Below are 13,345 nucleotides of genomic sequence, written 5' to 3'. Positions count from 1 at the left end.
CCTTGAACCCGGAATGACGGAAGTGGCCTGTCAGGCGCAGGACTTAGACAGCGGCTGCACCCTCGCCCTTCAATCGCGCCAGCTCGGCCTCGAGCTCTGCAATCCTCGCGTCCCGAACGGCCAGTGCTTCCGCAACGTCAGCCGCGTCGAACTTCTGCGGAATGTGCTGCGGGCAGTTGGTGTCCCACGCCTCGATCGTGAACAGGATGACCTGCTCCGGCCGCGCCCGGTAGTTCCCGGGCATCAAGGACGCCGTCAGCGCGGCATCATCCTCGACCACGCGCGCCGTACCCCAGATCTTCACCCTCCGCCGGTGCGCGTAGTCCATCACGAAGATGTACGCCCGCGCATTCTCCGACAGATTGCCCTGCGTGATGTACTGCCGGTTGCCGCTGTAGTCGGCGAACGCCAGCGTGCGGCTGTCGAGCACCTTGAGAAAGCCCTTCGGCCCGCCGCGATGCTGGATGTAGGGCTGGCCGTCGGCCGAGGCGGTGGCGAGATAGAAGCTCGTGGCCTCGGCGAGGCGGCCGGCGAGATCGGCGTCGACCTCGCGGCGCCAGCCGCGGCTCTCCATCCGGGCATAGCTCTCGCGCGATCCCTTCCGCGCCTGGACCGCCTTCACGGCCGGCGAGAACACGACATCGGTGGGCGGTTGGATGGCTGTCTGGGTCATGGCAATGACTCCCTGTCGATGCGGCAGCAACTGCCGCCGCACCGGAATATGGTCCGGAATCCCGCCGGAAATAATCCGGTGGCTTGACACTGGATCGTTGCGAATGCTGCAATAATCCCATGGACCGCATCGATGCCATGCAGGCGTTCGTCACCGTCGCCGAGCTCAACGGCTTCGCGCCGGCGGCGCGCCGGCTGAAGCTGTCGCCGTCGGCCGTCACCCGGCTGGTTGCCGCGCTCGAGACGCATCTCGGCGTCCGCCTGCTGCAGCGGACGACGCGCTCGGTGACGCTCACCGATTCCGGGCGGCGCTACCTCGCGCGCGCCAGCCGCATCCTCGCCGACCTCGCGGAAGCGGAGCTGGCGGCCGAGAGCGAGCGGTTGCAGCCGGCCGGGCGGCTGGTCGTCTCCGCTCCCGTCGGCTTCGGCCGCTTGCATGTCGGCCCGGTCATGTCGGCCTATCTGAGCCGTTATACCGATGTCTCCGCTGAGTTGCGTCTGGAGGACCGCATCATCAACCTGGTCGAGGACGGCATCGATTGCGCCGTGCGCATCGGCCATCTCGGCGATTCCTCGCTCGTCGCCCGCCAGGTCGGCAGCATGCGGCGGATCGTGGTCGGCGCGCCCGCCTACTTCAAGGCGCATGGCGAGCCGCGGGCCCCGGAGGCGCTGGCCAGGCACCAGACCATCCAGTTCGGCCCGTGGCCGGACTGGCGCTTCGTCAAGGACGATCGCGAGCTGCGCATCCCGATCAGTCCGCGGCTCGTCACCAACAATGCCGACACCGCGATTCAATATGCCGAGGCCGGCGGCGGCGTGACGCGGGTGCTCGCCTATCAGGCCGCGGAGGCGCTGCATGGCGGCCGCCTCAAGCGCGTGCTTGCGAAATACGAGCAGCCGCCGCTGCCGATCCACATCGTGTTTCCGAGCTCGCGGCTGCTGTCGGCCAAGGTCCGCGCCTTCATCGATCTGGTGACGGAAAGCTGCAACTGGCGCTTCGGGTGATCGCGTCACGCCGGGGCGTCATGCCGCTTCGGCGTGACGTGGAAGGTGGCATTGGCCCGCGCGATCACGACGTCGTCGGCGCGGACGAGGCAATGGGCGAACGAGACCGTCCGCCCGCTCTTGATGACGTCGCTCTCGACGCTGAGCCACTGCCCGATTCCGGCGCTGCCGATATAGTCCACCGCGAGATTGATCGTGACCAGGGACACCTCCCAGCCCAGCGCCTGGGCGCAGCTGTAGCCCATCGCATTGTCGGCCAGCGAGGCGATCAGGCCGCCATGGATCAAGCCGCGCGAATTGGTGTGCGGTGTGGCCAGCCGCAGGCCGAGGATGACGGCCTTGTCGGTCTTCCTGGCATAGAGCGGCTCCCAGGGATCGGTGAACGGGCTCTTGCGGAAATGCGGTTCGAATCCGGCGGGAATGCTGCTCATGCGCGTCTCGTTCATTGCTGGTGACGTCCACAGTCAACGATGTCTGCGCGCGTTTTGCACCGCCTACAAAGTTTCAAACGACTTTTGCGCCGATGTTTGAAACGCCGCGCGCCGACGCGGAGAGGAACCGCGCGCATGATGTCGCAGTCGCAGCTCGGCGGCCAGGCGCATTGAGCAATCTCTTGGTGTGTCGATGCGGATGCGCAATTTTGGGTGAATCGCAAATCCTTAACGTGTTAAGGAAAAATCGTGCACCTGCAACTTTCGTCTGCCATACTGACGCCGGCCGCAGCGACAGGCTCCGCTTGGCGCGTGCAGCAATGGCAAGCCTGCCGTCACGCTTGCAATGATGCTTATATGCTATAACAATGAAGCAAAGGGCCCTCGAAGGCTCAATCGATGGAAGGAGACGATTCGATGAGGAAGACGCTTCTGGCGTTGGCGCTGGCTGCCGGTGTGACTCCCGCTCTTGCGCAGGACAAGACGTTCGAATTGAAGATTTCCCACTGGGTGCCGGCGAGCCATCCGCTGCAAAAGGCACTGGAGGACTGGGCCGCGTCGGTCGAGAAGGCTTCCGGCGGCACCATCAAGGGCAAGGTGTTCCCGGCCCAGCAGCTCGGCAAGGCATTCGACCATTACGACATGGCACGCGACGGCATCGCCGATGTCACTTATGTGAACCCCGGCTATCAGCCCGGCCGTTTCCCGATCATCGGCGCCGGCGAGCTGCCGTTCCTGATCTCCGACGCCAAGGGCGGCTCGGAGGGTCTCGATGCCTGGTATCGCAAGTACGCCGAGAAGGAGATGAAGGACGTCAAATATTGCCTCGCCTTCGTCCATACCCCCTCCGCCTTCCATACGAGGACCAAGAAGGTCGTCTTGCCCGAGGACGTCAAGGGCATGAAGATCCGCCCGGCGGATGCGACGATCGCGAATTTCGTGACCCTGCTCGGCGGCACCAACGTGCAGTCGTCGGCGCCTGAAGTGCGCGACATCATCGAGCGCGGCGTCGCCGACGGCGTCACCTTCCCGGCCGGGTCGCTGGTGCTGTTCGGCGTCGACAAGGTCACCAAGTATCACATGGACGCGCCGTTCTACGTGACGACCTTCGTCTTCGTCATGAACAAGGACAAGTACAACCAGATGTCGGCGATGCAGAAGAAGGCGATCGACGACAACTGCAACACGGAAGCGGCCGGCCGGGTCGGCGAGCCCTGGGGCAAGTTCGAGGACGCCGGCGTGGACAAGATCAAGGCCGAGTCCGGCCAGGAGGTCTACAAGCTGACGCCGGAGCAGACCGCTGCCTGGAAGAAGGCCTCCGAGCCGCTGTTCAAGACCTGGGCCGACGGCGTCAAGAAGACCGGCATCGACGCCGACGCCGCCATGACCGAGCTGAAGGCCTCGCTCGCCAAGTACAAAGCGCTGGCGCAGTAAGTCTGATTGTCACCCAAGCTATTGCGCGGCAGACGGTGCGCCCCCTCTCCCCGTTCTTCACGGGGAGAGGGCTGGGGTGAGGGGCAGCCGCACGGGCAGTCCTCGCGGCTGGACCTGCACCCACTCCTTCAGCCGAGCGCTTGGAGCGTCCCCTCACCCCAACCCTCTCTCCGCACGCGGGGAGAGGGGGCTCACCGACAGCTGCGCAGCAGCTTGCTCCACACTCTGCGATAAGCACCAGGCTTTCTGAAACGGACACACCATGCAGCGCGCCTTCATGGATCGGATCATCGACGGGATCGAGTGGATCGCCGCGTTCTTCGTCGGCATCGTCGCGCTCGACATCTTCCTGTCGGTGCTGCTGCGCAACACGCTGAACTACGCGATCCCGGACTCGTTCGACATCGGGCGCATGCTGCTCGGCATCCTGATCTTCTGGGGCATTGCTGCGACGTCGTATCGCGGCACCCACATCACGGTCGATCTGATCTGGGGCAATGTCGGTCCGCGCTACCAGCGCTGGATCGACATCTTCGCAACGCTCGTCCTGCTGTTCGTCGTCACCGTGCAGACCTGGACCCTGTTCGACAAGGTGCGCGGCACCTATGAGGACAACGTCCTCACCTACGATCTGCACATGCCGACCTGGCCGTTCTTCGCCATCGCCTGGATCGGCGACGTCTCGGCGGTGCTGCTGATCGCCATCCGAACCTATCGCCTGATCTTCCATCCCGAGGAGATTCATGACCCTCACGTCAAGCCCACGGAGTAGTGCCGCATGAGCACGGATGCGGTTGCCGTCATCGGCTTCGTTGCGCTGTTCGCGCTGATGCTGCTGCGCGTTCCCGTCGGCATGGCGATGGGCCTCGTCGGCGTCTCCGGCTTCGCCTATCTCGTCAACGGCACGGCGGCGCTGAAGCTGGTCGGCCAGACCTCGATGCGCACGGTCACGGACTACACGTTCGGCGTGATCCCGATGTTCCTGCTGATGGGTACGTTCGTGTCCAACTCCGGCATGAGCCGCGAGCTGTTCCGCGCCGCCAACGGCTTCGTCGGTCATCTTAGAGGCGGCCTCGGCATCGCGACGGTGGCGGCCTGCGGCGGCTTCGCCGCGATCTGCGGCTCGTCGGTCGCGACGGCCGCGACCTTCTCGGCGGTGGCCTATCCCGAGATGCGCCGCTTCGGCTATCCGCAGTCCTTCGCCACCGGCGTCATCGCCGCCGGCGGCACCCTGGGCGCGATGCTGCCGCCGTCGACGGTGCTCGCCGTCTACGGCATCATCACCGAGCAGGACATCGGCAAGCTGTTCATCGCCGGCATCATCCCGGGCCTGCTGGCGATGACCATGTACATGATCACCATCACGGTGATCGGGCGCGTCAGGCCGGACTTCCTGCCGAAGGGCGAGGCGCCGCCGTGGTCCGAGCGCATCAAGGGCCTGAAAGGCATCTGGGCGCCGATGCTGCTGTTCCTGTTCGTGATCGGTGGCCTCTATGGTCTGCCCTTCCTGCCGCGCTTCACGCCGACCGAGGCCGGCGGCGTCGGCGCCACCGGCGCATTCCTGATCGGGGTGTTCACCGGGCGCCTGGACAAGGAGAAGATCCTGGCCTCGCTGCTGCAGGCGACGCGCACCGCGGCTGCCGTGTTCACGGTGCTGATCGGCGCGCTGATCTTCGGCTATTTCCTCACGGTGACGCAGACGCCACAGAAGGTGACGGAGTTCCTGACCGGCCTCGGCCTCGGGCCGTATGGCGTGCTGGCGCTGATCATGGTGATGTACCTCGTCCTCGGCTGCCTGATGGACGCGATGGCGATGATCATCCTGACCGTGCCGATCATCTTTCCGGTCATCCAGCATCTCGGCTTCGATCCGATCTGGTTCGGCGTCATCATCGTGATGACCGTCGAGCTCGGCCTGATCCATCCGCCGGTCGGCATGAACGTCTTTGTCATCAAGAGCGTGGTCAAGGACGTGTCGTTCTCGACCATCTTCAAGGGCGTGCTGCCGTTCGTCGCAACCGACCTGATCCGGCTGGTGATCCTGATCGCCTTCCCGCTGCTCGCGACCTGGCTCCCGCAACAGATGGCCCGCTGATGACGACGCCCGCTCTCGACACCCGCTACGTCTTCACCCTCACCGTGATGATCGGCGCCGTGACCTCGGCCGGCGAAACCGGCATCGGCGTGCGCCGGATCATCCCGATCCACGGCGGCGAGGTGAAGGGTCCCGGCCTGAACGGCGAGGGCGTCGGCGGCAGGATCTGCAATTTCGGCGCCGACTTCCAGGTCATCCGCCCGAACGAGCTGATCGATCTCGAGGCCAAATACGCTTTCGAGACCGATGACGGCGCAACCATCTATGTCGAAAACCGCGGCATCCGCTTCGGGCCGGTCGACCTCTTGCAGAAGCTCAAGCGCGGCGAGCCGGTGGACCCCAAGCTGATCTACTTCCGCACCCACCCGCGCTTCGAGACCGGCCACGACAGATATCGCTGGCTGATGGAGCACGTCTTCGTCGGCTCCGCCGCCCGGCACGCGGACCGCGTCATCATCGACGTGCACGTGGTGTTGTAGGCCCGGCTGCTTGCGTAATGCGATCGCATCAGGCGGCCTGAGTTTGGCGGTCGCCTGTCTCCACGTCGTCACGGCCGGGACAAGCCCGGCCATGACGGAGTTATTGGCTGACCGGGTCGTTCGTCGCAACAGCTTCGTATTCGGCAAGGCCGGCGACTAATCCTCGTCGTCCCAGCTCGACGCCCGGCCGTAGCCGCCATGGTCGCAATTGCGGTCGCGGTAAGCAGGCACGTAGCGGTGGCGCTCGTAGCCGTAGCCATCATACGCAGCGTCGCGGTAGTGGGAGCGGTACACCGGCGCGGGCTCATAGGCTTGCGCTTCCGACGCGATGGCGCCGCCGACGAGCGCGCCGACCAGGAGACCGCCGATCAGCGCCGCGTTGCGGCCGTCATGCGCCTGGGCCGGCGCCGCGCCGGCGAGCAGGGTGGCGGTCACGGCAAGCGCGGCAACGCCGCCAGCAAGAGAATTCTTCAGCGAAACCATGGTCCCCTCCATTGGGAAGTGTGGTGACGGTCAACGTTCTACAGCGCGCGCTTTGAAGGCACCCTGAATGGGGTGTTGTGGGCCGTTCAGTTTCGGAGCCGGCGGTAGAAACTGTCGCATCAGGCCGATGCATCACTTCGACGGTGCATCGGATTCTTCGACGCCCGGCCGGGCGTAATTAACCTGTTAGATGATCCAGATCGTCGACCCATCCACGGGTCATTCCGGGGCGGCCGAGAAGCGGCACGAGCCCGGAATCCATACTCCCGATGGTGGTTATGGATTCCGGGCTCGCCCTGCGGGCGCCCCGGAATGACGAGAGGAGATATCTCGCGACTGTGAAGTCGATCCGATGGCGCCGTTTGGGCATTCTGTAAAATAAAAATATCTTGCGATTTATCGGAAATCGTGATTATCTCCCCCATCCCGCCCCAAGCCGAGGGGCGTTGCGCGCGATCGTCACGACACGCGGGGCGGGGAGCGGTGGCCGCGATCATGCCGCAGCGTGGGCTTTGCTCGCGCGGACGAACGGCGTGACGCGGACGTGAAGTCGCAGCGTGCTGGCACCCCGATGCTGGTGTCCCGCGCAATGCGTAAGCATTGTCGCGAATGGTGGCCAACAAGCCCGGCGCACCAGGCAGACTGCGTATAAGCGTGAAGACCATCGCGCAGGGAAGGCCGGGCGTTCTCCGGCTGCACCTGTGGTACCTGCCGCCTGCATTTTTTTCGCAGGCGGGCCGCAGGCGTCAGTCGGCGCCTGGCCTTCCCTGCGCCCTCTGCATGAGAGGGTGAACGAGATCAGCAAACCCCGGGCGCGAATTCGCCGCGGGAATGCCGCATCATGTCATTTGCCTTTGCGCTGATGCGTCTTACGATGCCGCCCGCACGCCTCATGTAGTTCATTCGAGGCACCGTCCATTTTGCATTGCACAACACGATCTCAGGCGCCGCTTATTGACTCCTGCCGAGATCGTTATAAAACATAACTATTCTGAACAGGACACAATCAAGCGATGGGAAACGCCGACACCGCCACGCCAGCGGGCGATCCGTCTCTGCTGCAGATCGAACAGCAGGGCGCCGTCCTGACGATCGGGCTCAACCGTCCCGCCAAGCGCAATGCGCTGAATGACGGCATCATCCTCGCGATCGGCGAGTGCTTCACGAGCCTGCCCGACGACGTCCGCTGCGTCGTGATCCACGGCCTCGGCGAGAATTTCTCCTCCGGCCTCGATCTGTCCGAGTTGCGCGAGCGCGACGCCACCGAAGGCCTCCAGCATTCGCAGATGTGGCATCGCGTGTTCGACCGCATCCAATACTGCCGCGTGCCGGTCATCGCCGCGCTGAAGGGCGCCGTCATCGGCGGCGGCCTCGAGCTGGCCTGCGCCGCGCATATTCGCGTCGCCGAGCCCTCGGCCTATTTCGCGCTGCCCGAGGGCCAGCGCGGCATCTTCGTCGGCGGCGGCGGCTCGGTCCGATTGCCGCGCCTGATCGGCGTCGCCCGCATGATGGACATGATGCTGACCGGCCGCGTCTACTCGGCCACCGAAGGCTCGTCCTACGGCTTCGCGCAATATCTCGTCGACGCCGGTGCCTCGATGACCAAGGCGCTGGAGCTGGCGGCCAAGATCGCGGGCAACGCGCCGCTGACGAACTTCGCCGTGCTGCAGGCCTTGCCGATGATCGCCGAGGCCAACCCGCAGACCGGGCTGCTGATGGAATCGCTGATGGCCACCGTCGCGCAGAGCGACAAGGAGGCCAAGAGTCGTATCCGCGCCTTCCTCGATCACAAGACCGCAAAAGTGAAGCCGACGTGACATGACCGCACAAACAAGAACAAGCACACAGGGAGGGACGGACAACACGGCGCGCAGCGCCAGTGTTCATCCGTTGCGCGCGATCTCTTTCAACGATCCCGTCGTCAACGTCGAGCGCCGTGACGACGGCACCATCTATCTCCGGCCGTCGCGGCCGCTCGGCGACTTCCCGCAGCGGATCACCGACCGGCTGCACCACTTCGCCAAGGAAACGCCGGAGCGCGTCTTCATGGCCGAACGCGTCGGCCCCGAGGGCTGGCGCGAGCTGAGCTATGGCACGTTGCTGGCGGCAAGCCGGCACATCGCCTCCGGCCTGCTCGCCCGCGGCCTGTCGCCGGATCGCCCGGTGATGATCCTCTCCGGCAACTCGATCGACCATGCGCTGGTCGCGTTCGGCTCGCTCTATGCCGGCGTGCCGTTCTGCCCGGTCTCCCCGGCCTATTCGCTGGTGTCGCGCGACTACGGCAAGCTCGCTTATTTGATGAAGCTGCTGACGCCGGGCCTCGTCTTCGTCGACGACGCCGACAAGTTCGCTGACGCGCTGGTCGCCAACGTGCCCGAGGGCACCGAGATCGTGGCGTCGTTCGGCGCGGTGCCGGGCCGCAAGGTCACGATGCTCGCCGATCTCATCGCCTCGCCGCTGTTCCCCGGCCTCGACGCTATCAATGACAAGATCGGTCCGGACACGATCGCGAAATTCCTGCTCACCTCGGGCTCGACCGGCAATCCGAAGGCCGTCATCAACACCCAGCGCATGATCTGCGCCAACCAGGTGATGATCCGCGAGACGCTGGCCTTCCTGAAGGACGAGCCGCCCGTCATCATCGACTGGCTGCCGTGGAATCACACGTTCGGCGGTAACCACAACATCGGCCTGACCCTGTTCAACGGCGGCTCGATGTATCTCGACCAGGGCAAGCCCGTGCCCGGCGGCATCGAGGAGACGGTGCGCAACCTGCGCGAGATCTCGCCGACGGTCTACTTCAACGTCCCCAAGGGCTACGAGTCATTACTGCCGTATTTCCGCGAGGACCCGGGTCTGCGGAAGACCTTCTTCAAGCGGCTGCACGCGATGTTCTTCTCCGGCGCCGCTCTCGCCCCGCACGTCTGGAACGAGCTCGACGAGCTCTCCGTGGCCGAGACGGGATATCGCGTGCCGATGCTGACCGGCCTCGGCTCGACCGAGACCGCGCCGTTCTTCATGTCGGTCAATCCGCGCACCAGCCGCTCCGGCCATGTCGGCCTTCCCGTGCCGGGCAACGAGGCCAAGCTGGTGCCGAACAACGGCAAGATGGAAGTGCGCGCCAAAGGCCCGAACGTCACGCCGGGCTATTGGCGCCTGCCCGAGGTGTCGGCCGCGGCGTTCGACTCGGAAGGCTACTATCAGATGGGCGACGCGCTGAAGCCCGTCGACCCCAACGATTTCAACGCCGGCTTCGATTTCGACGGCCGCGTCGCCGAGGACTTCAAGCTCGCATCCGGCACCTGGGTCTCGGTCGGCCCTCTCAGGGCGCGCTTCGTCGCGGCCTGCGCGCCACTGGCGCGCGACGTGATCATTGCCGGCATCAACCGCGACGAGATCGCGGCCATCGTCGTGCTCGATCTCGACGGCTGCCGCCTGATCAACGCGACGTTGCCGTTCGACGACCTCGCCGCGACCGCTGCCGATCCCCTGATCCGGGAAGCGTTCCGGGAGCGGTTCACGAAGTTCCTGGCCACCGCGACCGGCTCGTCGACCCGCATCGCGCGCGCCGTGCTGCTCGGCCTGCCGTTGTCCATCGACAAGGGCGAGGTCACCGACAAGGGCTCGATCAACCAGCGCGCCGTGCTGGAGAACCGCAAGGACCTGATCGAGCGCATCTACGCTGCGGCGCCGGACGACGACGTCATCCTGGCCCGCTGACCTGAGCATTCAAGGGAGAAACGACATGTTGTTGAAGGATCAGGCCGCCATCGTCACCGGCGGCGCCTCCGGCCTCGGGGCCGCCACCGCCCGCAAGCTCGCGTCGCAGGGCGCCAAGGTCGCCGTGTTCGATCTCAACGCCAAGCTGGCGGCCGAGGTCGCAGCCGAGATCAACGGCGTCTCCGTGGTCTGCGACGTCTCCGACGCCGCGGGCGCGGAAGCCGGCGTCGCCGAGGCCGTCAAGGCGCTCGGCCAGCAGCCGCGCGTGCTGGTGAACTGCGCCGGCATCGGCGTCGCCAAGCGCGTCGTCGGCCGCGACGGTCCGATGGCGCTGTCCGATTTCGAGAAGGTCATCAAGGTCAACCTGATCGGCTCGTTCAACATGCTGCGTCTGGTCACCAACGGCATGACCAAGCTGGAGCCGCAGGCGACCGGCGAGCGCGGCGTCGTCATCAACACGGCGTCGGTGGCCGCCTATGACGGCCAGATCGGGCAATCGGCCTACTCGGCCTCGAAGGGTGGCATCGTCGGCATGACCCTCCCGATCGCGCGCGAGCTGGCGCAGTTCGGCATCCGTGTGCTGACCATCGCGCCCGGCCTGTTCCTGACCCCGCTGCTCGCCAACCTGCCGCAGGAGGCCCAGGACTCGCTCGCCGCCGCGATCCCGTTCCCGCGCCGGCTCGGCCACGCCGACGAATTCGCCGCACTCGCTTTGCACATGGTCGAGAACCCCTATCTCAACGGCGAAGTCGTCCGCCTCGACGGCTCGCTGCGCATGGCGCCGAAATAAGTGCAGCGCACCGACGTCCACATGGTTGTCATTCCGGGACGACGCGAAAGCGTCGGGCCCGGAATCCATTTGGCGTCTGACGCAATCGAGACATGGATTCCGGGCTCGCGCTTTGCGCGCCCCGGAATGACGACGGAGAGATCCGTAGCGTGGGCAAAGCGCAGCGTGCCCACCGCCCAGGAAAACGGTGAAGCGTAGTTGGATTGATGGACACCACTGTTCGCCACGAGCTCGCTCCCAGCCTCTTCCCGCGCTTGTCCGCCGTAGCTCGAAGAGCGAAGGCGGATGCGGGGAGAGGCCGGATTGCATCGCCAGATGCAATCCGGGTGAGGGGGCTCTCCGCGAGTCTGGTGCGCGTGGCTGCCCCTCACCCCGACCCTCTCCCCGTGAAGGACGGGGAGAGGGGGCTCACCGTCTCCGCAGCCGATAGCGAGGGACACAACTGATGTTCGTCAACCGCCGCGACGTGCAGATCCAGTGGGGCGACTGCGATCCCGCCAACATCGTCTACTATCCGCGCTATTTCGCGATGTTCGACGATGCGACCTCGGTGATGTTCGAGGCGGCCGGCTTTTCCAAGCAGGACATCGTCCGCCGCTATGGACTGGTCGGCATCCCCATGGTCGACACCCGCGCGAAATTCTACATCCCCTCGACCTATGGCGACTGGATCACGATCGAGAGCCGGATCGAGAGCATCAAGCGCTCCTCCTTCGACGTCACCCACAAGGTGTTCAAGGGCGAGGCGCTGGCGATCGAGGGCTTCGAGACGCGGGTGCTGGTCGGCCGCGATCCGGCGGACCCGGACAGGCTGAAATCGGCGCCGTTCCCGGAGGAGATGCGAGCCAGGTTTCTCGGAGGATGAGGCTGGAATAGGTGCGACATGCGGCCGTCTTAAGGATGTTCAGCTGTCGTGCTTTGGTCGGATGGTGAGAAGTGATCTTCTCGTGTTCAATGCTATGATCACGTTTGGACACATATCGGCCGGCCGTGTTGGAAGGCGCCCCGGACAAGGGGCGGAATGCAAACAGGATCGGCGGATCACGAGCTGAACCGAAAAGATTGAGGGAGGATTTTATGAGGAAGGCCTATCTGGCGGCGGCTGGCGTCATCGCGATGCTCGCGTCGGTCCCGGCGCTGGCGCAGACCAGCGAGATCACCATCGGCATCACCACCACCACCACGGGTCCGGGCGCGGCGCTCGGCATCCCCGAGCGCAATGCGCTGGAGTTCGTGCCGAAGGAGATCGGCGGCGTGCCGCTGAAGGTGATCGTGCTCGACGACGGCGGCGATCCGACCACGGCGACCACCAACGCCCGCCGCTTCGTGACCGAATCCAAGGCCGACATCATCATGGGCTCGGCGCTGACGCCGCCGACCATCGCGGTGTCCAACGTCGCCAGCGAAGCCGGCATTCCGCATTTCGGCCTGGCGCCGTTCCCGGTCACGCCGGAGCGCGCCAAATGGTCCGTGGTGATGCCGCAGCCGGTGCCTATCATGGGCAAGGTGCTGTACGAGCACATGAAGGCGCACAACATCAAGACTGTCGGCTATATCGGCTATTCCGACTCCTATGGCGATCTCTGGTTCAACGACCTCAAGAACCAGGCCGTGCCGATGGGCATCACCATTGCCGACGAGGAGCGTTTCGCGCGTCCCGACACCTCGGTCACCGGCCAGGTGCTGAAGCTCGTCGCCGCCAATCCGGATGCGATCCTGGTCGGCGCCTCCGGCACCGCCGCGGCGCTGCCGCAGACCGAGCTGCGCGAGCGCGGCTACACGGGTCTCATCTATCAGACCCATGGCGCGGCGAGCATGGACTTCATCCGCATCGCCGGCAAGGCGGCGGAAGGCGTCATCATGGCCTCGGGCCCGGTGATGTCGCCGGAGACGCAGGACGACAGCGCGTTGACCAAGAAGCCGGGTATGGAGCTGAACAAGGCCTATGAGGGCAAGTACGGTCCGAACAGCCGCAGCCAGTTCGCCGGCCACTCGTTCGACGCGTTCGAGATCCTCAAGCGCGTCATCCCGGTGGCGCTCAAGACCGCCAAGCCCGGCACGCCGGAGTTCCGCGAGGCGATCCGCCAGGCGCTCCTGACCGAGAAGGACATGGCGGCCTCGCAGGGCGTCTACAACTTCACCGAAAAGGACCGCTCCGGCCTCGACGACCGCGCCCGCATCATCCTGACCGTGAAGGACGGCAAGTACGTCCCGGCGAAGTGAGCGGACAGACCAT

13 protein-coding genes are annotated in these 13,345 nt (G+C 65.3%); 10 read left to right on the top strand and 3 right to left on the bottom strand.

The features are described from left to right. Window positions 1-43: 43 nt before the first annotated feature. Window positions 44-673: a pyridoxamine 5'-phosphate oxidase family protein gene (locus QXZ94_RS21835; protein ID WP_315722158.1), complete on the bottom strand. Its 630-nt coding sequence runs from the start codon at window positions 671-673 to the stop codon at window positions 44-46. Between the two features lie 119 nt (window positions 674-792). On the opposite strand from QXZ94_RS21835, the gene QXZ94_RS21830 reads away from it, so the two are divergent. After that, window positions 793-1,677, top strand: coding sequence for a LysR family transcriptional regulator (locus tag QXZ94_RS21830; protein ID WP_315722157.1), 885 nt, complete (start codon window positions 793-795; stop codon window positions 1,675-1,677). Between the two features lie 5 nt (window positions 1,678-1,682). On the opposite strand, the gene QXZ94_RS21825 is transcribed toward QXZ94_RS21830, so the two are convergent. After that, window positions 1,683-2,108 (bottom strand): PaaI family thioesterase, encoded by a 426-nt coding sequence (locus QXZ94_RS21825; protein WP_315722156.1) that lies wholly within the window; start codon window positions 2,106-2,108, stop codon window positions 1,683-1,685. A gap of 417 nt (window positions 2,109-2,525) precedes the next feature. Here QXZ94_RS21825 and QXZ94_RS21820 point away from each other — a divergent pair, with 417 nt between their 5' ends. From QXZ94_RS21820 to QXZ94_RS21805, 4 genes are all read left to right on the top strand, one after another. Continuing rightward, on the top strand, window positions 2,526-3,542 hold the full coding sequence (locus tag QXZ94_RS21820) for a TRAP transporter substrate-binding protein (RefSeq protein ID WP_172111518.1): 1,017 nt from the start codon (window positions 2,526-2,528) through the stop codon (window positions 3,540-3,542). Window positions 3,543-3,804: 262 nt separating this feature from the next. Continuing rightward, window positions 3,805-4,314, top strand: coding sequence for a TRAP transporter small permease (locus QXZ94_RS21815; RefSeq protein ID WP_315722155.1), 510 nt, complete (start codon window positions 3,805-3,807; stop codon window positions 4,312-4,314). A gap of 6 nt (window positions 4,315-4,320) precedes the next feature. Beyond that, window positions 4,321-5,637: a TRAP transporter large permease gene (locus QXZ94_RS21810; RefSeq protein ID WP_172111516.1), complete on the top strand. Its 1,317-nt coding sequence runs from the start codon at window positions 4,321-4,323 to the stop codon at window positions 5,635-5,637. Beyond that, a complete protein-coding gene (locus tag QXZ94_RS21805; protein ID WP_315722154.1) occupies window positions 5,637-6,116 on the top strand; it encodes a DUF3237 domain-containing protein in 480 nt (159 codons plus the stop codon). Before QXZ94_RS21810 ends, QXZ94_RS21805 begins: the two co-directional genes overlap by 1 nt. A 156-nt stretch (window positions 6,117-6,272) precedes the next feature. Here the strand turns inward: QXZ94_RS21805 and QXZ94_RS21800 are convergent, their stop codons facing one another. Beyond that, window positions 6,273-6,599 (bottom strand): hypothetical protein, encoded by a 327-nt coding sequence (locus QXZ94_RS21800; protein WP_315722153.1) that lies wholly within the window; start codon window positions 6,597-6,599, stop codon window positions 6,273-6,275. A gap of 1,013 nt (window positions 6,600-7,612) precedes the next feature. Between QXZ94_RS21800 and QXZ94_RS21795 the strand changes: the two genes are divergently transcribed. The 5 genes from QXZ94_RS21795 (at window position 7,613) to QXZ94_RS21775 (ending at window position 13,332) form a co-directional block, all read left to right on the top strand. Beyond that, the gene (locus QXZ94_RS21795; protein ID WP_315722152.1) at window positions 7,613-8,416 is read left to right on the top strand and encodes a crotonase/enoyl-CoA hydratase family protein; all 804 of its coding nucleotides are present in this window, start codon (window positions 7,613-7,615) and stop codon (window positions 8,414-8,416) included. 1 nt (window position 8,417) lies between these two features. Then, a complete protein-coding gene (locus QXZ94_RS21790; RefSeq protein ID WP_315722151.1) occupies window positions 8,418-10,319 on the top strand; it encodes a feruloyl-CoA synthase in 1,902 nt (633 codons plus the stop codon). Window positions 10,320-10,344: 25 nt separating this feature from the next. After that, the gene (locus QXZ94_RS21785; protein WP_172183461.1) at window positions 10,345-11,109 is read left to right on the top strand and encodes an SDR family NAD(P)-dependent oxidoreductase; all 765 of its coding nucleotides are present in this window, start codon (window positions 10,345-10,347) and stop codon (window positions 11,107-11,109) included. Window positions 11,110-11,554: 445 nt separating this feature from the next. Beyond that, complete coding sequence (locus tag QXZ94_RS21780) at window positions 11,555-11,974, top strand: thioesterase family protein (RefSeq protein WP_315722150.1); 420 nt, start codon at window positions 11,555-11,557, stop codon at window positions 11,972-11,974. A 212-nt stretch (window positions 11,975-12,186) separates the two neighbouring features. Next, window positions 12,187-13,332 carry an ABC transporter substrate-binding protein gene (locus tag QXZ94_RS21775; RefSeq protein WP_315722149.1) on the top strand — a complete coding sequence of 382 codons (1,146 nt, stop codon included), beginning with the start codon at window positions 12,187-12,189 and terminating at the stop codon, window positions 13,330-13,332. Window positions 13,333-13,345 lie beyond the last annotated feature (13 nt).

It is taken from the genome of Bradyrhizobium sp. SZCCHNS2022 (assembly GCF_032377575.1).
In the GTDB taxonomy this organism is placed as follows: domain Bacteria; phylum Pseudomonadota; class Alphaproteobacteria; order Rhizobiales; family Xanthobacteraceae; genus Bradyrhizobium; species Bradyrhizobium aeschynomenes.
Note: the sequence above shows the minus strand (reverse complement) of the source record. Positions and strands in the feature narration are given on the sequence as shown.

What these genes read in the sequence shown, in the direction of transcription:
- QXZ94_RS21835 (WP_315722158.1), bottom strand. Translation starts at nt 673, where the DNA reads ATGACCCAGACAGCCATCCAACCGCCCACCGATGTCGTGTTCTCGCCG.
- QXZ94_RS21830 (WP_315722157.1), top strand. Translation starts at nt 793, where the DNA reads ATGGACCGCATCGATGCCATGCAGGCGTTCGTCACCGTCGCCGAGCTC.
- QXZ94_RS21825 (WP_315722156.1), bottom strand. Translation starts at nt 2,108, where the DNA reads ATGAGCAGCATTCCCGCCGGATTCGAACCGCATTTCCGCAAGAGCCCG.
- QXZ94_RS21820 (WP_172111518.1), top strand. Translation starts at nt 2,526, where the DNA reads ATGAGGAAGACGCTTCTGGCGTTGGCGCTGGCTGCCGGTGTGACTCCC.
- QXZ94_RS21815 (WP_315722155.1), top strand. Translation starts at nt 3,805, where the DNA reads ATGCAGCGCGCCTTCATGGATCGGATCATCGACGGGATCGAGTGGATC.
- QXZ94_RS21810 (WP_172111516.1), top strand. Translation starts at nt 4,321, where the DNA reads ATGAGCACGGATGCGGTTGCCGTCATCGGCTTCGTTGCGCTGTTCGCG.
- QXZ94_RS21805 (WP_315722154.1), top strand. Translation starts at nt 5,637, where the DNA reads ATGACGACGCCCGCTCTCGACACCCGCTACGTCTTCACCCTCACCGTG.
- QXZ94_RS21800 (WP_315722153.1), bottom strand. Translation starts at nt 6,599, where the DNA reads ATGGTTTCGCTGAAGAATTCTCTTGCTGGCGGCGTTGCCGCGCTTGCC.
- QXZ94_RS21795 (WP_315722152.1), top strand. Translation starts at nt 7,613, where the DNA reads ATGGGAAACGCCGACACCGCCACGCCAGCGGGCGATCCGTCTCTGCTG.
- QXZ94_RS21790 (WP_315722151.1), top strand. Translation starts at nt 8,418, where the DNA reads ATGACCGCACAAACAAGAACAAGCACACAGGGAGGGACGGACAACACG.
- QXZ94_RS21785 (WP_172183461.1), top strand. Translation starts at nt 10,345, where the DNA reads ATGTTGTTGAAGGATCAGGCCGCCATCGTCACCGGCGGCGCCTCCGGC.
- QXZ94_RS21780 (WP_315722150.1), top strand. Translation starts at nt 11,555, where the DNA reads ATGTTCGTCAACCGCCGCGACGTGCAGATCCAGTGGGGCGACTGCGAT.
- QXZ94_RS21775 (WP_315722149.1), top strand. Translation starts at nt 12,187, where the DNA reads ATGAGGAAGGCCTATCTGGCGGCGGCTGGCGTCATCGCGATGCTCGCG.